The sequence below is a fragment of the Streptomyces sp. NPDC015130 genome, from assembly GCF_043080005.1.
In the GTDB taxonomy this organism is placed as follows: Bacteria; Actinomycetota; Actinomycetes; order Streptomycetales; family Streptomycetaceae; genus Streptomyces.
Genome location: NZ_JBIBVC010000002.1, coordinates 136,427 through 154,772, shown reverse-complemented (window position 1 = coordinate 154,772; position 18,346 = coordinate 136,427). Strand labels below are relative to the sequence as shown.

The following is an 18,346-nucleotide window of genomic DNA, read 5'->3' as shown; positions in this document are numbered from 1 at the left end:
CGCGCCACCCCGTGTCCCCCGTTCGGGTCACAAGGCCCGACTCCCCGGACAACACCCCGCAGGCCCCGGCACCCTGTCGTCCATGCGTGCCGAACCCCCACCCCTCGCCGGAGGCACCCCCGGCGCCGATGCCCTCCGCCCGCTCCTGCACACCGTCCTCGACGCCCTGCGCACCGGCGCCGACGAGCGGGGCGGGCCCCTGCCGGCCGGGGGCCCGGAGACCGTCGCGGCACGGATGGGGGCCCTCGGGGCCGTACTCCCCGAGACCGGCACCGGCCCCCACGAGGCACTCCGCTCCCTCGTCCGGGCCCTCGCGGCCGGCGCCGCCGACCCCGCGCACCCGCTCTGCGCCGCCCACCTCCACACCCCACCCCTCGCGCTCGCCGCCGCCGCCGACCTGGCCGCCTCCGCGCTCAACCCGTCCATGGACTCCTGGGACCAGGCCCCCGCCGCCTCCGACCTCGAAACCCGCGTCACAGCCGCCCTCGCCGCCGAGGCCTTCCCGGCCGCGCGACACCCCGACGCCCTCGTCACCACCGGCGGCACCGAGTCCAACCAGCTCGCCCTGCTCCTCGCAAGAGAACGGCACGGCCCCGTCCGAACCGTCGTCGGCGCCAACGCCCACCACTCCTTCCACCGCGCCGCCTGGCTCCTCGGCCTCCCCGCCCCCGTCACCGTCCCCACCCCGCGCGGCGTCCTCGAACCGGCCGCCCTCGCCGAAGCCCTGGCGCGCACCGAGGGCCCCGTCCTCGTCGCCGCCACCGCCGGCACCACCGACGAAGGCCTCATCGACCCGCTCCCGGAGCTCGCCGAGGCCTGCGCGGCCCACGGCGCCGAACTCCACGTCGACGCCGCCTACGGAGGCCCCGTCCTCCTCAGCCGCACCCACCGCCACCTCCTCGACGGCCTCGACCGGGCCCGTACCGTCACCGTCGACCTGCACAAACTCGGCTGGCAGCCGGCCGCAGCCGGACTCCTCGCCGTCCGCGAGGCCGCCGACCTCGCCGTCCTCGGCCACACCGCCGACTACCTCAACGCCGACGACGACACCGAAGCCGGCCTCCCCGACCTCCTCGGCCGCTCCCTGCGCACCACCCGCCGCCCCGACGTCCTCAAGACGGCCGTCACCCTCCGCGCCCTCGGCCGCTCCGGACTCGGCGCCCTCGTCGACACCTGCATGTCCCTCGCCCAGGACCTCGCCGACCTCGTGGAGAAGACCCCCGGCCTCGACCTGCGCGCCCGGCCCACCCTCACCACCGTCCTCTTCCGCCCCGCGGAGGCCGACGACGAGGCCGTCGCCGCGATCCGCCGCACCCTCCTCGCCGAGGGCCGCGCGGTCCTCGGCCGCGCCGAGGCGGACGGCCGCCTCTGGCTCAAGGCCACCCTGCTCAACCCCCACGCCACCCCCGGCGACCTGGCACAGCTCATCACCCTCGTGGAAGGCAGCGCGCACCGATGACCGGCAGCACCCCCAAGGACGACCCCGACCGCCCCCACGACCTGGTCGGCGTCGGCATCGGCCCCTTCAACCTCTCGCTCGCCGCCCTCGCACACGGCGTCCCCGGCGGCCTCGCCACCTCCTTCTACGAACAGCGGCCCGCCTTCCACTGGCACCCCGGCCTCCTCATCGAGGGCGCCACCCTCCAGGTCCCCTTCCTCGCCGACCTGGTGACCCTCGCGGACCCCGCCAGCCCCTGGACCTTCCTCAACTACCTGAAGAGCCGCGAGCGCCTCTTCCCCTTCTACTTCGCGGAGAAGTTCCACATCCAGCGCGCCGAGTACGACGCCTACTGCCGCTGGGTCAGCGAGCGGCTCCCCGGCCTCCACTTCGGCCACCAGGTCGACTCCGTCCGCTGGAACCCCGAGCGCCGCCTCTTCGAGGTCGACTTCACCCAGATCGACCCGGAGGGCGAGGCCGAGGCCCTCGGCCGCGCCTACGCCCGGAACGTGGTCCTCGGCGTCGGCACCGAGCCCTACGTCCCCGAGCCCCTGCGGCCGCTCGTCGACGCCCCCGGCGTCCCGGTCGTCCACTCCGCCGACTACCTCGCCCACCGCGAGACGCTCCTCGCCGCCGGCCACGTCACCGTCATCGGCTCCGGCCAGTCCGGCGCCGAGGTCTTCCTCGACCTGCTCCGCACCCGCCCCGCCGGCGCCGAGCGGATCCACTGGCTTGCCCGCACCGAGGCCTTCGCGCCCATGGAGTACTCCAAACTCGGCCTGGAGCACTTCACCCCCGACTACACCCGCTACTTCCACTCCCTGTCCGAGCCCGTGCGCGGCGAGCTCGTGCCCCGCCAGTGGCAGCTGCACAAGGGCATCGACGCCGACACCATCGCGGCCATCCACGACGAGCTCTACCGCCGCACCCTGCACGGCGGCTGGCCCGACGCCGTCCTCACCCCCGGCGTCCGGGTCCGCACCGCCGGCCGCGTCGCCACCACACAGGTCGAACTGCACCTGGAGCACCTCCAGCAGGGCAGCCGCTCCCGGCTCACCACCGACGCCGTCGTCCTCGCGACCGGCTACCGCGAGCGCCCCGTGGACCGGATGCTCGCCGGCCTCGACCCGTACCTGCGCCACGACGCCTCCGGACGCGCCCGCGTCGACGAGCGCTACCGGCTGGTCCTCGACCCCTCCGTCACCGGCTCCGTCTACGTACAGAACGCCGAGAAGCACACCCACGGCGTCGGCGCCCCCGACCTCGGTCTCGCCGCCTGGCGCAGCGCGACCATCCTCAACGCCGTCACCGGCAAGGAGCCGTACCCGCTCCCGCGCCGGACCGCCTTCACCAGCTTCGGCCTGGAAGCCCGAGAGGCGCCGAGCATTCCGGCCCAGGGCCAGAAGCTGACGCCTCTCGTCCAGCAATGACGATCAGAGTGACGACCGGAAAGTGACGGTCAGAAGACCGGCACACCCTCCCGGGTCAGCTTCCAGCCCACCGACGCGAACAGACCCGGGTCGACCGTCCCCTTCGCCTTCACCCACTGGATGATGGTGTTGCGGATCTCGTCCGAGTTCGCCCACAGCTGCTGGGCGTTCGCCACGTGGGGGAACGCGCCGCCGCCGCTCGCCCGGTAGTTGTTGACCGCGAGGACGAACTTCGCGGCCGGGTCGAGCGGCTTGCCCTCGAAGGAGAGACCGACGATCCGCTGCCCGGCGGGCTGCGCGATGTCGATCTCGTACGTCAGACCCGACACGGCGTCGTAGTTGTAGTCGGGCGTGCCGTCCGCGTTCGTCAGCTTCGCCGTGTCCACGGGCGCGCCCGCGGCCGTCCGCACGTAGTACTTCGCCGAGTACTCCAGGTACTCCTTCAGCTGGGCGCCCGTCATCAGCCGGGCCTCCAGGGTGTTCTCGAAGGGGTAGAGCCCGGCGGCGTCCTTGATGGAGATGGCGCCGGCCGGGATGCGGGCCGTGCGCGAGAAGCAGGAGGCCTGCGAGAGCACCGGCAGCGCGGCGTGCGCGCCACCCGCGAGGGCCGCCTTGACCGTCTCCGCCTGCACGACGTTGATCAGGTCGATGATCGGCTCGTCCTTCCACGGCGCGTCCGCCGTGCTCATGACCGCCGTGGAGGTGCCGATGACCTGGTTGACGTAGTCGACGACCTTCCGGTGCTCGTCCGCGAGCAGCCCGGTGATCTCCGGGTCCTCCGCCACCGTGTTGGAGTTGAGGACCTGCGCGGCGACCCTCTCGACGACCCAGCGGCCCTTCTCCCACACCAGGTCGAAATCGAAGGTCGTGAGGCGCTGACCCCACTTGAGCGGCTCGGACAGGACGACGTCCTTGCCGGTCTCCTTGTTCTTCACCCGGTACTCGGGGATCTCGGTGTGCGCGTGGCCGACGAGGATCGCGTCGATGCCCGGCACCTGCTCGGCGACGAGCCCGGCCGCGTTCTCGATGTGGGGGAGCTGGTCACCGTACGAGGACGTGCCGCTGGAACCGGAGTGCGCCGAGACGACGACCACGTCCGCACCCATCGAGCGCAGCTTCGGCACCCACTTCGCGGCCTGCTCCTCCAGACCGGGGAAGACCATCTTCCCGGAGACGTTCGCCTTGTCCCAGATGGCGATGCCCGGGTTGGTCAGGCCGAGCACGGCGACCTTGACGTCCCTGCCGTGCGGGGTGCACAGCCGGTGCATGCTGTACGGGGGGAAGGCCGGGCGCAGGGTCTTCGCGTCGAGCGCGTTGGCGCCGAGCAGCGGGAAGTCGCACTGCTCCTCGAACTTGCGCAGCACCGGGATGCCGTAGTTGAACTCGTGGTTGCCGAGCGCGGCGGCGTCGTAGCCGATGGCGTTCATCGCCTGGGCCATCGGGTGGACCGGTCCGCCGGCCTGGGTGATGGGGTCGACCTTGGCGTAGTAGTAGGACAGCTGGGTGCCCTGGATGGTGTCGCCGGCGTCGATGAGCAGGGTGTTGCGGCGGCCCTTGGCCGCGCGGACCTGGTCGACGAGGGTGGAGATCTTGGCGAGGCCTATGTCGTTGTGCGCCTTGTCGTCGAACTCCTTGTCCGTGAAGTAGTCCCAGTTGAAGACGTTGCCGTGCAGGTCGGTCGTGCCCATCACGGTGAACGAGTACCGCTTCGCCGGCTTGGGGCGGTGTCCGTGGGCCTCGGCGGGGGCGGCGGCACCCGCGGTGAGGGCGGCTCCGGCCCCGACGGCCACGGAGCTCTCCAGGAACGTCCGGCGGTTCAACGGCATGTGTTTCTCCTTGGTTCGACGGCGTTGCCCACGGCGCACGATCGGCACGCACAACGCGCGTAGATTCTGGCTCAGGCGGCACGTCGGCAACAGCCCTTTCGGGTTACGGAGTGGGAAAGTGTTCGGTGGACGATCGTTGCCGAACATGGAGGAGTCAGGACGTGACGCAGGAACACGCGACCTCGCAGGCCCCGCAGGTGACGGTGCGTGGCGAGGGCCGGCTGGAGGTCGACCCCGAGTTCGCCCGGATCTGGGTGACGGTCTCCGCGCGCGGTACGGACCGCGCGGCGACGCTCGCCGAGCTGACCCGGCGGAACAGCCAGGTGCTCGACCTCGTCAAGGCACAGGGGGAGACGGTCGAGAAGCTGGAGACGGGCCGGTTCTCCATCTCGCCGGAGCTCGGCAGGCGCGGGCGCGGCGAGCGGGTCCACGCCTACGTGGGCCGGGTGCGGCTGACGGCCGAGCTGACCGACTTCACCGCCCTCGGGGATCTGGTGACCCGCCTCGCCGACGTGGAGATGACGGCCGTCGACGGCCCGTGGTGGGAGCTGCGGCCGGACTCCCCGGCGTACGCGGAGGCGCGCCGGCTCGCGGTGACGGAGGCCGTCCAGCGGGCGCGGGCGTACGCGGAGGCGCTCGGCACCTCGCTCGCTTCACTCCTCGAACTCTCGGACGCCGGACTGGCCGGCGCCGGGGTCTCGCCGATGTCCCCGGCCTTCGCCGCGGCGCCCGCGGGCTTCGCCGCGGAACGGGCCGGCGAGGCGCCCCCACTGGACCTCGAACCGCAGCGCCGGACGGTCACGGCGGAGGTCGTCGCACGCTTCACGATGGCGCCGCCCGCACTCTGAGACAAGGGGCGCCAGGGCGCGAAAAACGCTCATCGGAGCACCCCGGTGCACAGATTCAAGACTTGTCAACAACCTTTCACGGAAAGGTTGTTGAGTAGTCATGCCGGACCAATTTCCTACTGATGGGTAAGGCCTAGGCTCGACTCATGCGCCGAGCGAAAATCGTTTGTACCCTTGGGCCCGCCACCGAAACATACGACCAGATCAAGGCGTTGATCGAGGCCGGAATGGACGTGGCCCGCCTCAACCTCAGCCACGGCACCTACGCCGAGCACGAGGAGCGCTACCAGCGCGTACGCAAAGCCTCCGACGAGACCGGCCGCAGCGTCGGCGTCCTCGCCGACCTTCAAGGCCCGAAGATTCGTCTCGGCCGCTTCCGCGAAGGTCCCGTACTCCTTGAACGCGGCGACGAGTTCGCCATCACCGTCGAGCCCACGGAGGGCGACCGCCACTGCTGCGGGACGACCTACCCCGGCCTCGCCGCCGACGTCACCGCCGGCGAACGCATCCTCGTCGACGACGGCCGCGTCACCCTGGAGGTCACCTCCGTCGACGGACCCCGGGTGAACACCCTGGTCATCGAGGGCGGCATGGTCTCCGACCACAAGGGCCTCAACCTCCCCGGCGTCGCCGTCTCCGTGCCCGCCCTCTCCGAGAAGGACATCGAGGACCTCCGCTGGGCCCTGCGCACCGGCGCCGACGTCATCGCCCTCTCCTTCGTCCGCAGCGCCCAGGACATCGTGGACGTCCACCGGATCATGGGCGAGGAGGGCCGCCGACTGCCCGTCATCGCCAAGATCGAGAAGCCGCAGGCCGTCGAGAACATCGAGGAGATCGTCGCCGCCTTCGACGGCATCATGGTCGCCCGCGGCGACCTGGGCGTCGAAATGCCCCTGGAGCAGGTGCCGATCGTCCAGAAGCGCGCGGTCAAGCTGGCCAAGCGCAACGCCAAGCCGGTCATCGTCGCCACCCAGATGCTCGACTCGATGATCGACAACTCCCGCCCCACGCGCGCCGAGGCGAGCGACGTGGCGAACGCGGTCATCGACGGCACCGACGCCGTCATGCTCTCCGGCGAGACCAGCGTCGGCCGCCACCCGATCGAGACGGTCCGCACCATGAGCCGGATCGTCGAGGCCGCGGAGGAGGACGTCCTCGCCAAGGGCCTCCCGCCCCTCACCGACCGGAACAAGCCCCGCACCCAGGGCGGCGCCGTCGCCCGCGCAGCCGCCGAGATGGGCGACTTCCTCGGCGCCAAGTTCCTCGTCGCCTTCACCCAGTCCGGCGACACGGTCAAGCGACTCTCCCGCTACCGCTCCCCGATCCCCCTGCTCGCCTTCACCCCGGACCCGGCCACCCGCTCCCAGCTCAACCTCACCTGGGGCGTCGAGACCTTCCTCGGCCCGCACGTCGACTCGACGGACGCGATGGTGGCCCAGGTCGAGGAGGAACTCCTGCGGATCGGCCGCTGCCGGCCGGGCGACATCGTGGTCATCACGGCGGGTTCCCCGCCGGGCGTCGCCGGTTCGACGAACCTGGTCCGGGTCCACCACATCGGGGAGCCCCTGACGTAGAGGTCAGTGCTTGGGGCCCACGTGGAGGTCCATGAGCGCGACGGAGGCTTTGCGGGCGACGGAGATGTTCTGCGCGGTGCGCGACTGGTTCGTGGGCTTCCAGTCGACGCCCACGCGGTCGAGGGCATCGGTGAAGAGTCCGATGATGTCGGCGGACGAGTTGGTGAAGAAGTAGCGGGGGTACTCGTACCGCTTCCGCTCGCCGCCGATGAGCCGGGTCGTCCAGTTCGTGATCCGGCTCCCGTCGGAGTGGATGAGTCCCCGAATGAAGTCCCAAGGGTGCGCCTTGACGATTTCCTGTTGCCACGGTTGGAGGGCGATGTGCCGTTCGTGCTTCTTGCCGGGCCCGTGCTGTGGGAAGAGGCATGTGAGGTGCTTGGAGTACACCTTGAGGTCGTGGCACCCGGGCTTCCGGGCCCAGCAGATCGAGTTCTCCGGAAACACCGCACGTAAAACGGCGTGGGCCTTTTGCTGCACGCCGGGCCAGGAGTCGTCGAGGGTGATTCGGAGGCTTGCCACACGGTGTTGTCGCGGCTGACTGATGTATCCGTCGCCAAGGTAGAGGCCGAGGAGGTGGGCGTACGCATCCGCTGGGTCAGGTGGGCCCGGCAGGAAACGGCACCGTACGCACGGCGCGAACCCCCGCGTGCGAGGTTCGAGACGCTCGTGCCAACTGCGGATGGAGGCGCGGGAGACCCCTGTCTCCTTGCTGACTGAACTGAGGCTTCTGCCTTGGGCGACGAGAGCCAGCGCCTGCTTGCGCGTGTCGATGTCGTACATGCGGCCGATCGTGGCTGCTTCGCGTCGACGGCACGGTGTAGACGATCAAGCTTCACGCGTGTGGGTGACGATCACTGACCCGTCGTCGACCTTCGGATCGAAGGAAAAGTGCCCCGGGTCGGACTCGAACCGACACTGTGTGGGTTTTGAATCCACTGCCTGCTGCCAATTGGGCTACCGGGGCCCGCAGAATCAAAGGTTTCCCCCGACCCTCCGCGCGTCCACCATACCGCAGCTAGGTAGGCTCTTGGTGAGCTGTATCCGCCTTGGAAGAGGCCCTGAGCGAGGAGCCCCCGTGACCGCCCCCGAGTCGCCCCAGCCCGCCGACGACGCCGAGCCGTCGCACGTCCCGCCGCTGACGACCCGCGTCGTCATCGCCGAGGACGAGGCGCTCATCCGCCTCGACCTCAAAGAGATGCTGGAGGAAGAGGGCTACACGGTCGTCGGTGAGGCCGGAGACGGCGCCACCGCCGTCGAGCTCGCCCGCGAGCACCGCCCCGACCTCGTCATCCTCGACGTGAAGATGCCCGTCCTGGACGGCATCTCCGCCGCCGAGAAGATCGCCGGCGAGTCCATCGCCCCGGTCCTCATGCTGACCGCCTTCTCGCAGCGCGACCTCGTCGAGCGCGCCCGGGACGCCGGCGCCATGGCGTACCTGGTCAAGCCGTTCAGCAAGAGCGACGTGGTGCCGGCCATCGAGATGGCCGTCTCCCGCTTCGCCGAGCTGCGCGCCCTGGAGAAGGAGGTCGCCGACCTCTCGCTCCGTCTGGAGACCCGCAAGCTGGTGGACCGCGCCAAGTCGATCCTGCAGACCCAGTACGGGCTGACGGAGCCGGCCGCGTTCCGCTGGATCCAGAAGACGTCCATGGACCGGCGCATGTCGATGCAGCAGGTCGCCGAGGCGGTCATCGAGGACGCCGAGGAGAAGAAGGCGGCCAAGGGGCAGTAGGCAGCCCCGGAGCCGTACTCGTCACTCGTACGCGTAAGAAAGGAAGGCCCGCCCCACGTCACTGTGGGGCGGGCCTTCCGTCTGTGGTGCGGACCGGTTCTGTCAGTCCTCGCCGAGGTACGCCTTGCGGACGGACTCGTCGTGGAGCAGGTTCTGGCCGGTGCCGGAGAGCACGACCTTGCCGATCTCCATGACGTGGCCCTGGTCCGCCAGGGCGAGCGCGGCCTGGGCGTTCTGCTCGACGAGCAGGATCGTGGTGCCCTGGGCCTTCAGCTCCGCGATCGTCGCCATGATCTTCTGCATCATGATCGGCGAGAGACCCATGGAGGGCTCGTCGAGCATGAGCAGCTTCGGCTGGGACATGAGCGCCCGGCCCATGGCGAGCATCTGCTGCTCACCGCCGGAGAGCGTGCCGGCGGCCTGCTTGCGACGCTCGCCCAGGATCGGGAAGAGGTCGTAGGCGCGCTGGACGTCCTTGGCGATGCCTGCGGCGTCCTTGCGGAGGAAGGCGCCGAGGAGGAGGTTCTCCTCGATCGTCATGCGGGGGAAGATGTGCCGACCCTCGGGGGAGTGGGCCAGTCCCAGCGAGACGATCTTGTGTGCGGGGATCTTGCGGAGGGACTTGCCCTCGAACTTGATCTGGCCGCCGACGGGCTTGAGGAGCCCGGAGAGGGTGCGCAGGGTGGTGGTCTTGCCAGCGCCGTTGGTGCCGATGAGGGTGACGACCTCACCGGCGTTGACGGAGAAGGAGATGCCCTTGACGGCCTCGATCTTCCCGTAGGCGACGCGCAGGTCCTCGACTTCGAGCAGTGCGGTCATGCGTCCTTCTCCTTGCCCGAAGCAGGGTCGTGCGGGGTGTCCTCCGAGGTCTCCGGGGCGTCGGCGGCCTCCGGGGCGTCCTCGGCGGGCTCGTCCTCGGACGTCTCGTCCTCCGACGGGGCCTCCTCGGACGGCTCGTCGTCGGACGGGGCCTCCTCGGCGGGCGCGTCCTCGGCGGGCGCGTCCTTCGCGGGGGTCTCCTCGGCGGGGGCCTCGGCCTCCGGCGTGGTCTCCGGCGCGGTCTCGGCGACGGGCTCGCCGAGGTACGCGGCGATGACGCGCTCGTCGCTCTGGACGGTGGTGCTGTCGCCCTCGATCAGCTTCTGGCCCTGGACGAGCACGGCGACCCGGTCGCAGAGGTTGAAGATGAACCGCATGTCGTGCTCGATGACGAGCACGGCGATGCCCATGTCCCGGATGGCGAAGATGAGTTCCTCGGCCGCCCGCGTCTCCTGCGGGTTCATGCCGGCGGTGGGCTCGTCGAGCAGGATCAGACCGGGGTCGCTCGCGAGGGCGCGGGCGATCTCCAGCTTGCGCTGCTCACCGTACGGGAGGTTCTTGGCGAGGTGCTGGGCCTTGTCCTGGAGACCGATGAACTCCAGGAGCTCCATGGCCCGCTCGGTCGCCTCCGCCTCGGCCTTCTTGAAGCCGGGCAGACGGAGCAGCGCGGACCAGAGGCCCTGCTTCATCCGGGTGTGACGTCCGACGAGGACGTTCTCCAGGACCGTCATGTTGTGGAAGAGACGGATGTTCTGGAAGGTGCGGGCGATGCCGGCGTCGGTGACCTTGTACGACGTGGGCGGCAGGACCGTGCCCTTGTACCGGACTTCGCCCTCGGTGGGGACGTAGAGACCGGTGAGGCAGTTGAAGAAGGTGGTCTTGCCGGCGCCGTTGGGGCCGATGAGGCCGACGATCTCGCCGCTGTTGACGGTCAGGTTCACGTCGCGCACGGCGGTGAGGCCGCCGAACCGCATGGTGACCCCGCGCGCGTCGAGTACGGTCTCGCCGGCGGTCGGCGCGGTGGTGGCGTCGGCGGTCTTCGTGGTGGTCGTCATGGTTCAGGCACCTGCCTTGACGGGCGTGGCGGGCGTCTCGTCGTGCTCGTGGAACTCCAGCTGGTTGCGCCGGTTGGCGATCATGCCCTCCGGGCGGAACCGCATGAGGAGGATCAGCGCGACGCCGAAGGCGAAGAGCTGGTACTCGCCCATGAACTGGAGCTTGTTCGGGATGAGGAAGAGCAGCGAGGCGCCGACCAGCGGACCGCTCATCGTGCCCATGCCGCCGAGGACGACGGCCGCGAGCAGGAAGGCGGAGTTGGGCGGGATCGGTCCGGCGAAGAGGTACTGCTCCGGGGTCACCGTGTAGGTCACGTGGGCCTGCACGGTGCCGGCGAGGCCGGCGAGCGAGGCGCCGAGTGCGAAGGCGATGAGCTTGACCCGGAAGCCGTTGATGCCCATGGCGAGCGCGGCGGTCTCGTCCTCGCGGATGGCGACCCAGGCGCGGCCGATACGGGAGTCGCCGCTGCGCCGGAAGACCAGCACGACGACCGCCATGATCAGCAGCATCAGGAAGAAGTAGTTCGCGAAGCGGCCGATGGTGAAGCCGGCGATGGCGTGTTCGGCGCCGAAGTCGAACCCGAAGATGTTCAGGTTCGGGATGGAGGCGATGCCGTTGGAGCCGTTGGTGATGTCCGGACCGGAGGTGCCGTCGGTGTTCATCACCGCGATGCGGAAGATCTCACCGAAGCCGAGCGTCACGATGGCGAGGTAGTCGCCGCGGAGTCGCAGGGTGGGGGCGCCGATGAGGACACCGAACACCAGGGAGGCTCCGGCGCCGACGAGGACGGCGGCCCAGAAGGGGAGGTGCACGCCGAACGGGGAGGTCGGGGCGCCCGAGACGAGGGCGGCCGCGTAGGCGCCGACGCCGAGGAAGGCGACGTAGCCGAGGTCGAGGAGACCGGCGAGGCCGACGACGATGTTCAGGCCCAGGGCGACCGTGGCGAAGATCAGGATGTAGACGCCGAGCGTCGCGTACTGGTCGTCGGTCTGGGTGAAGGGGAACAGCGCCGCCGCGATGAACGCACCCGCGATGGTGAGGTTCTGGTGCTTCTTGGTGAGCTGCGTGGCCTGCTGCATGAGGCCGGACTTGTTGATCGCGGCGAAGCCGAGGCCGGCCGTGATCAGGAAGCCGACGAACAGCTCGTCGTACTCGGTGCCGACGCCGTAGGTGAAGACGCCGAGCGCCACGGCGAGGATGCCCGTGATGATCAGGATCTCGACCGAGGAGTGCATCGGGGGGAGCTTGCGGGCGGTGCCGGTGGCGGCGAAGGCGCCCTTGAAGGCCGTCCAGCCGTTGCCGGCGCGGTGCTTGAACTGGTCCCAGCCGGTGTCCTCGGGGTCCACGGGGTGCACCGAGGGACGCTCGAAGGGGAGGGCGAGCGCGCCGAGCAGGGTGAGCAGGGTGGTGAGTGCGACGATCGCGCCGCCCGGCTCCAGGTTGACCGGACCGCCCAGCGAGATGCTGATCGCGGCGACGGTGTACCAGGTGGTGCCGAAGGTGGCGAGCGCGGCGACCTTGACGGCCGCGTCGGCGCCGGCCGGGGTCAGCCAGCGGGTGCCCTTGACGCCGTAGGAGGAGAGGGCGAAGAGGGCGGTGAGCAGACCCAGGACGAGGACCTGGAGCTGGAGGCCGGCCGGGGAGCCGTAGTACGTGAGGTCGCCGGGGAACGTGTCGGTCCAGGTCCAGGCGAGGAAGCAGCTGGCGACGGTGAGGACGGAGCCGCCCAGGACGAGGGCGCGGGCGGCCTTGGCCGGCAGGAAGCCGATCAGACCGGTCGCCTCGTCCCGCTTGGCGACCGAGGCCGCCTGGGTGTTCTCGGAGATGGTGGTCATGGTGCTCACGCCCTGTCCGCGACGCGCTCGCCCAGGAGGCCTTGTGGCCGGGCGAGGAGTACGACGATGAGGAGTACGAAGGCCCAGACGTCGGCCCAGGACTGGCCGCCGAGCTGCTCCATACCGGGGATGTGGCTGACGTACGCCGTCGCCATGGTCTCGGCGATACCGAGGACGACTCCGCCGATCATGGCTCCGTAGATGTTGCCGATTCCGCCGAGGACGGCGGCCGTGAAGGCCTTGAGTCCGAGGAGGAAGCCCATCTTGTAGTCGACGACGCCGTACTTGAGGCCGTAGGCGACCGCGCCGACGGCGGCCATCGCGGCACCGAGGGCGAAGGCGATCACGATGATCCGGTCCGTGTTGACGCCCATGAGCTTTGCGGTGTCCGGGTCCTGCGCCGTGGCCTGCATGCCGCGGCCGACACGGGTCCGCATGACGAAGAAGGCGAGGACGGCCATGCAGATCGGAGCGGCGATGAGCAGGAAGACGTCACCGGTCTGGATGGTGACGGGGCCGAGCTCGATCGGGCCGCCGGGGATCTGCGGGAAGGTCCGGGCGGACTTCGCCTCCGGGTACCACACCCACACCGCGTACTGCAGGGCGAGCGAGAGGCCGATGGCCGTGATGAGCGGGGCGAGGCGGGGGCCACCCCGTAGCGGACGGTAGGCGAACCGTTCCGCTCCGACGGCTATGGTGGTCGCGACGATCACGGCACCGATGATCATGACGGGCAGCGCGACCCACATGCTCGTGCCGCCGGGAAGGATGAGCCAGACCGTGAGCGCCCCGAAGCCGCCGGTCATGAAGATCTCGCCATGGGCGAAGTTGATGAGCTGGACGATGCCGTAGACCATCGTGTAGCCGACGGCGACGAGCCCGTACATGGATCCCAGTAGCAGGCCGTTGACCAGCTGCTGCGGCAGTTCGTTCACCGCATTGTCCTCCGAGACTTTCGACGGATGTGACACCGCGCGGGGAGCCTGGTGCGGCCCCCCGCGCGGTGAAAGTGGTGCTGAGTGGTGCTGAGTGGTGCTGCGGAGCGGGGCTGTTGATCAGCCGCCGAAGGTGTCGGACTTGACCGGCTTGAACGCGCCGCCCTCGACCTTGTAGACCGTCAGCTGCTTGTTGGTGGTGTCGCCGAACTCGTCGAAGGAGACCTTGCCGGTCACGCCCTCGAAGGAGACACCCTGCATGGCCTCGACGACCTTGGCGCGCTCGGGGGCCTTGCCGCCGTTGCCCTCGGTGGCCTTCTTGACGGCCTCGATGATCGCCCAGGTGGAGTCGTAGGCGTAACCGCCGTAGGCCTCGTAGGCCTCCTTGTAGCCCTTGGCCTTGTAGTTGGCCAGGAACTCCTTGGCGGAGTCGAGGGACTCGATCGGCGCGCCGACCGAGGTGGCGATGTCGCCGTTGGTCGCGGCCGCGCCACCGAGCTTCACGTACTCGGGGCTGTAGATCGCGTCGCCGCCGACGACGACGACCTTCGCGCCGGCCTCCTTGATCTGCTTGGCCAGCGGGCCGGCGGCCGGGTACTCGCCACCGTAGTAGACGACGTCGGCGCCGGAGCTCTTCACCTTGGTCGCGACCGCGGAGAAGTCCTTGGTGTCGGGGTTGATGTGCTCGGTGCCGAGGACCTTGCCGCCCAGCTTCTCGAACTCGCCCTTGAAGGTGCCCGCGAGGCCGGCGCCGTAGGTCTTCTTGTCGTCGATGATGAAGGCCTTGGTCTTCTTGGCCTCGTTGAAGACGTACTGCGCGGCGAACGGGCCCTGGATGGCGTCCGTGGTCGCGGTGCGGAAGTACGACGTGTAGGTGCGCTTCTTCTCGCCGGTGCTCCAGTTGATGCCCTGGCTCAGCGCCGGGTTGGTGTTGGCCGGGGAGACCTGCACCAGCTTCGCGTCGTCGAAGACCTTCTGCATCGACTCGGCGACGGAGGAGTTCAGCGGGCCGACGACGCCGAGGACGGTCTTGTCGGCGACGAACTTGGTCGCGTTCTGCTGGCCGGCGGAGGGCTGGGCCTGGTCGTCCAGGGACTCCAGCTTGAAGGTCACGCCCTTGACGTAGGCCTTCTCGTTGGCCGTCTTGACCGCGAGGTCGGCCGAGTTCTTGATACCGAGGCCCAGGGCGGACAGCTCACCCGTGAGGGGCGCGTCGAGACCGATGGTCACGGTGACATTGCCGCCGTCGTTGCCGCCCTTCGCACCGCCCTTGTCGTCGCGCGAACCACAGGCGGTGAGGGTGAGGGCTCCCGCGGTGACCGCGGTGGTGAGTATGAGCATCGAACGGTTACGCACGAAGGGTCCTTTCCCTGGCGCGGCCCCCTCGGATGAGGCGGTGCCGTGAAGCTGCGGAGCGAGGGGTGCCGTTGTCGAACGCCGGGCCGTACTGGGTTGGTACTGGGGCCGTGCCGTAGGACGCGCCCGGCGGCGCGGTGACTGGCGGTGACTCTAAGCGCAGGTGGGGAGGGTCGGGGAGGACCGAGGACAGGATGTGACTGTCTTGTTATGCCGACGGGGAAAGAGTGTGCGCGGTGGTGGGGAAAACCGGGGCATAGGGGTCGGTAATGCGGTGTTCACATAGTGAGAACACGCAGTTCCGCTAAGGGGCTTGAGCGATTCTTGGTACTGACGGTCCGCTCAGCGAACTCTCCGGATATCGGACAGTGGCAGAAACCTCAGCGGACGAATCAGCCCTTCCGTTCCGCCCGGATTTCCCCCGTTCACCTCCCGATTGAAGATCACGGAGAGTGACAATGGGTGAAATCGAAGAAGGGGACGCCGAAGGGGCGGCACCCGTGAGGGTGCCGCCCCTTCGGCGTCCGGCGACCGTCCGTCGATCGTCCGTCCTCGCCTGTCGGTCGTCCGTCAGCCGCCCGTGACGATCCCCGCGTCCTTCGCGGTGACCTCGCGCAGGAGGCAGGTCAGCCGCGCCGAGCAGACCCGCTTGTCCTGCTCGTCGGTGATGACGATCTCGTACGTGGCGGTGGACCGCCCCCGGTGCACGGGGGTCGCCACACCGGTCACGACGCCGCTGCGCACCCCTCGGTGATGGGTGCAGTTGAGGTCGACGCCGACCGCGATCTTCGAGACCCCGCCGTGCAGCATCGAACCGATCGAGCCCAGCGTCTCGGCGAGCACCGCCGAGGCGCCGCCGTGGAGGAGCCCGTACGGCTGCGTGTTGCCCTCCACCGGCATCGTGCCGACGACCCGCTCGGCCGAGGCCTCCACGATCTGCACGCCCATCCGGTTGCCGAGGTGCCCGGCGGAGAAGAGCGCGGGCAGGTCGACGCCGAGTGCCGCGTACTCGTCGATGACCTCCTGCGGGAACTTCACGTGCTGCTGTTCACCCATGGCCCGGCTCCGTTCGTCTTCGTACGGCATCGCTCGATCGCCTGAGCAAACGCTTAGGCGGACTGTGATTGTTCCAGACGGACGATCACGGACTTGCTGGCGGGTGTGTTGCTCACGTCCGCCGTGGACTCCAGCGGTACGAGGACGTTCGTCTCCGGGTAGTAGGCCGCGGCGCAGCCCCGGGACGTCGGGTAGTGCACGACCCGGAAGCCGGGTGCCCGCCGCTCGGTCCCGTCCGTCCACTCGCTCACCAGGTCCGTGTACGCCCCGTCGGCGAGCCCGAAGGCCGCCGCGTCCTCGGGATGGACCAGGACGACCCGGCGGCCGCCCTTGATGCCCCGGTAGCGGTCGTCGAGGCCGTAGATCGTGGTGTTGTACTGGTCGTGCGAGCGGAGCGTCTGGAGCAGCAGCCGGCCCTCCGGCACCCTCGGGTACTCGACGGGGGCGGCCGTGAAGTTGGCCTTGCCGGTCTTCGTGGGGAAGCGGCGCTCGTCGCGCGGGCCGTGCGGCAGCGCGAAGCCGCCCGCGTTCGCCGCGAGGCGGGCGTTGAAGTCCTCGAAACCGGGCACCACGCGCGCGATGCGGTCCCGGATCGTGGCGTAGTCCGCCTCGAACTCCTCCCAGGGGGTGGCCGAGCCGTCCCCGAGGACGGCCCGCGCCATCCGCGCCACGATCGCCGGCTCGGACAGCAGGTGCGGGCTCGCCGGCGGCAGGTTGCCGCGCGAGGCGTGCACCAGGCTCATCGAGTCCTCGACCGTCACGATCTGGCGGCCGCTCTTCTGCACGTCCTTGTCGGTGCGCCCGAGCGTGGGCAGGATCAGCGCGCGCGTGCCCGTGACCGCGTGCGAGCGGTTCAGCTTCGTCGACACGTGGACGGTCAGCCGGGCGTTGCGCATCGCCGCCTCCGTCACCTCCGTGTCCGGGGTCGCCCCCACGAAGTTGCCGCCCATCGCGAAGAACACCTTCGCCTCGCCGTCGCGCAGCGCCTCGATCGAGCGGACCACGTCGAAGCCGTGATGACGCGGCGAGACGATCCCGAACTCCTTGTCCAGGGCGTCCAGGAAGGCCGGCGCGGGACGCTCGAAGATCCCCATCGTCCGGTCGCCCTGCACGTTCGAATGGCCGCGCACCGGGCACACGCCCGCGCCAGGCCGCCCGATGTTCCCGCGCAGCAGAAGGAAGTTGACCACCTCGCGGATGGTCGGCACCGAGTGCTTGTGCTGGGTGAGCCCCATCGCCCAGCAGACGATCGTCCGCTCCGAGGCGAGCACCAGCTCCAGCGCCCGCTCGATCTCGGCGCGCGTCAGACCGGTCGCGGCGAGCGTCTCGTCCCAGTCGGCCTCCCGCGCCGCCGCGGTGAACTCCTCGTACCCGTGGGTGTGTTCCCGTACGAAGTCCTCGTCGACCGCCCCGGGCGTCTCCAGGACCAGCTTGTTGAGCAGCCGGAAGAGGGCCTGGTCGCCGCCGATCCGGATCTGGAGGAACAGGTCGGTGAGCGCGGCGCCCCTGAGCATGCCCTGCGGGGTCTGCGGGTTCTTGAACCTCTCCAGGCCCGCCTCCGGCAGCGGGTTCACCGAGACGATCCGGGCGCCCGCGGCCTTCGCCTTCTCCAGGGCCGAGAGCATCCGCGGATGGTTCGTCCCCGGGTTCTGCCCGGCCACGATGATCAGGTCCGCCCGGTGCAGGTCCTCCAGGGAGACGCTGCCCTTGCCGATGCCGATCGTCTCCGTCAGCGCCGAGCCCGAGGACTCGTGGCACATGTTGGAGCAGTCCGGGAGGTTGTTCGTGCCGAACTCGCGGGCGAAGAGCTGGAGCAGGAACGCGGCCTCGTTGCTGGTCCGACCCGAGGTGTAGAACAGCGCCTCGTCGGGGGAGCCCAGCGCCCGCAGCTCCTCGGCGATGATCCCGAAGGCCCGCTCCCAGGTCACCGGCTCGTACCGCTCGCCGCCCTCCGGCAGGAGCATGGGCTGGGTGATCCGGCCCTGCTGGCCCAGCCAGTACCCGCTGCGGGTCGCCAGGTCCGCCACCGGGTGCGCGGCGAAGAACTCCGGTGTCACCCGGCGCAGCGTCGCCTCCTCGGCGACCGCCTTCGCGCCGTTCTCGCAGAACTCCGCGACGTGCCGCTTGTCCTCCTCCGGCCACGCGCAGCCGGGACAGTCGAAGCCGTCCTTCTGGTTGACCTTGAGCAGGGTCCGCGCGGTGCGGCCCAGACCCATCTGCTCCCGCGCGATCCGCAGGGTGTGCCCGATGGCGGGCAGGCCGGCTGCGGCGTGCTGCGGCGGCGTGACCTGCGGTGCGTCCTGGACCGGGTCACCGGCCGGCGGCTTGCTGACCATCGCGCTCTCCCTTGAGCGGTAATCCTGTGGTGTACGTCTCCGATCCTGTCACGCGCCGTTGACGGGGGGAGGAACGGGCCGGTCGGCGCCGGAGAGGCGGGCCGGGCG

At 69.9% G+C, this 18,346-nt stretch carries 14 protein-coding genes and 1 tRNA gene; 5 read left to right on the top strand and 10 right to left on the bottom strand.

Annotation, left to right across the window (positions count from 1 at the left end):
• Positions 1 to 82: 82 nt before the first annotated feature.
• Together ACF08F_RS04030 and ACF08F_RS04025 are read left to right on the top strand one after the other, a co-directional pair.
• A complete protein-coding gene (locus tag ACF08F_RS04030; protein WP_392296917.1) occupies positions 83 to 1,459 on the top strand; it encodes a pyridoxal phosphate-dependent decarboxylase family protein in 1,377 nt (458 codons plus the stop codon).
• Positions 1,456 to 2,868: a lysine N(6)-hydroxylase/L-ornithine N(5)-oxygenase family protein gene (locus tag ACF08F_RS04025; RefSeq protein WP_392296916.1), complete on the top strand. Its 1,413-nt coding sequence runs from the start codon at positions 1,456 to 1,458 to the stop codon at positions 2,866 to 2,868. Before ACF08F_RS04030 ends, ACF08F_RS04025 begins: the two co-directional genes overlap by 4 nt.
• Before the next feature lie 29 nt (positions 2,869 to 2,897).
• Here the strand turns inward: ACF08F_RS04025 and ACF08F_RS04020 are convergent, their stop codons facing one another.
• Positions 2,898 to 4,694 (bottom strand): bifunctional metallophosphatase/5'-nucleotidase, encoded by a 1,797-nt coding sequence (locus tag ACF08F_RS04020; protein WP_392296915.1) that lies wholly within the window; start codon positions 4,692 to 4,694, stop codon positions 2,898 to 2,900.
• A gap of 161 nt (positions 4,695 to 4,855) precedes the next feature.
• On the opposite strand from ACF08F_RS04020, the gene ACF08F_RS04015 reads away from it, so the two are divergent.
• Both ACF08F_RS04015 and pyk read left to right on the top strand, forming a co-directional pair.
• Positions 4,856 to 5,542 (top strand): SIMPL domain-containing protein, encoded by a 687-nt coding sequence (locus tag ACF08F_RS04015; RefSeq protein ID WP_392296914.1) that lies wholly within the window; start codon positions 4,856 to 4,858, stop codon positions 5,540 to 5,542.
• A 146-nt stretch (positions 5,543 to 5,688) separates the two neighbouring features.
• Entirely contained in the window at positions 5,689 to 7,116 is a 1,428-nt protein-coding gene (gene pyk / locus ACF08F_RS04010) for a pyruvate kinase (RefSeq protein ID WP_392296913.1), read from the top strand.
• Between the two features lie 3 nt (positions 7,117 to 7,119).
• On the opposite strand, the gene ACF08F_RS04005 is transcribed toward pyk, so the two are convergent.
• Complete coding sequence (locus tag ACF08F_RS04005; RefSeq protein WP_392296912.1) at positions 7,120 to 7,896, bottom strand: helix-turn-helix domain-containing protein; 777 nt, start codon at positions 7,894 to 7,896, stop codon at positions 7,120 to 7,122.
• A gap of 109 nt (positions 7,897 to 8,005) precedes the next feature.
• A tRNA-Leu gene (locus ACF08F_RS04000) sits at positions 8,006 to 8,080 on the bottom strand.
• Positions 8,081 to 8,191: 111 nt separating this feature from the next.
• Between ACF08F_RS04000 and ACF08F_RS03995 the strand changes: the two genes are divergently transcribed.
• Entirely contained in the window at positions 8,192 to 8,845 is a 654-nt protein-coding gene (locus ACF08F_RS03995; protein WP_055646376.1) for an ANTAR domain-containing response regulator, read from the top strand.
• 102 nt (positions 8,846 to 8,947) lie between these two features.
• Here ACF08F_RS03995 and ACF08F_RS03990 read toward each other — a convergent pair whose 3' ends face one another.
• The 7 genes from ACF08F_RS03990 to ACF08F_RS03960 all read right to left on the bottom strand — a co-directional run bounded on the left by ACF08F_RS03990 (position 8,948) and on the right by ACF08F_RS03960 (position 18,238).
• Complete coding sequence (locus ACF08F_RS03990) at positions 8,948 to 9,664, bottom strand: ABC transporter ATP-binding protein (RefSeq protein WP_358467708.1); 717 nt, start codon at positions 9,662 to 9,664, stop codon at positions 8,948 to 8,950.
• Positions 9,661 to 10,719: an ATP-binding cassette domain-containing protein gene (locus ACF08F_RS03985; protein WP_392296911.1), complete on the bottom strand. Its 1,059-nt coding sequence runs from the start codon at positions 10,717 to 10,719 to the stop codon at positions 9,661 to 9,663. Before ACF08F_RS03985 ends, ACF08F_RS03990 begins: the two co-directional genes overlap by 4 nt.
• 3 nt (positions 10,720 to 10,722) lie before the next feature.
• On the bottom strand, positions 10,723 to 12,555 hold the full coding sequence (locus ACF08F_RS03980) for a branched-chain amino acid ABC transporter permease (protein WP_392296910.1): 1,833 nt from the start codon (positions 12,553 to 12,555) through the stop codon (positions 10,723 to 10,725).
• 5 nt (positions 12,556 to 12,560) lie between these two features.
• Positions 12,561 to 13,490: a branched-chain amino acid ABC transporter permease gene (locus ACF08F_RS03975; protein ID WP_386476223.1), complete on the bottom strand. Its 930-nt coding sequence runs from the start codon at positions 13,488 to 13,490 to the stop codon at positions 12,561 to 12,563.
• A 120-nt stretch (positions 13,491 to 13,610) separates the two neighbouring features.
• The gene (locus ACF08F_RS03970; protein WP_392297318.1) at positions 13,611 to 14,831 is read right to left on the bottom strand and encodes a branched-chain amino acid ABC transporter substrate-binding protein; all 1,221 of its coding nucleotides are present in this window, start codon (positions 14,829 to 14,831) and stop codon (positions 13,611 to 13,613) included.
• A 585-nt stretch (positions 14,832 to 15,416) separates the two neighbouring features.
• On the bottom strand, positions 15,417 to 15,902 hold the full coding sequence (locus ACF08F_RS03965) for a PaaI family thioesterase (RefSeq protein WP_392296909.1): 486 nt from the start codon (positions 15,900 to 15,902) through the stop codon (positions 15,417 to 15,419).
• Positions 15,903 to 15,955: 53 nt separating this feature from the next.
• Positions 15,956 to 18,238 (bottom strand): FdhF/YdeP family oxidoreductase, encoded by a 2,283-nt coding sequence (locus ACF08F_RS03960; protein WP_392296908.1) that lies wholly within the window; start codon positions 18,236 to 18,238, stop codon positions 15,956 to 15,958.
• Positions 18,239 to 18,346 lie beyond the last annotated feature (108 nt).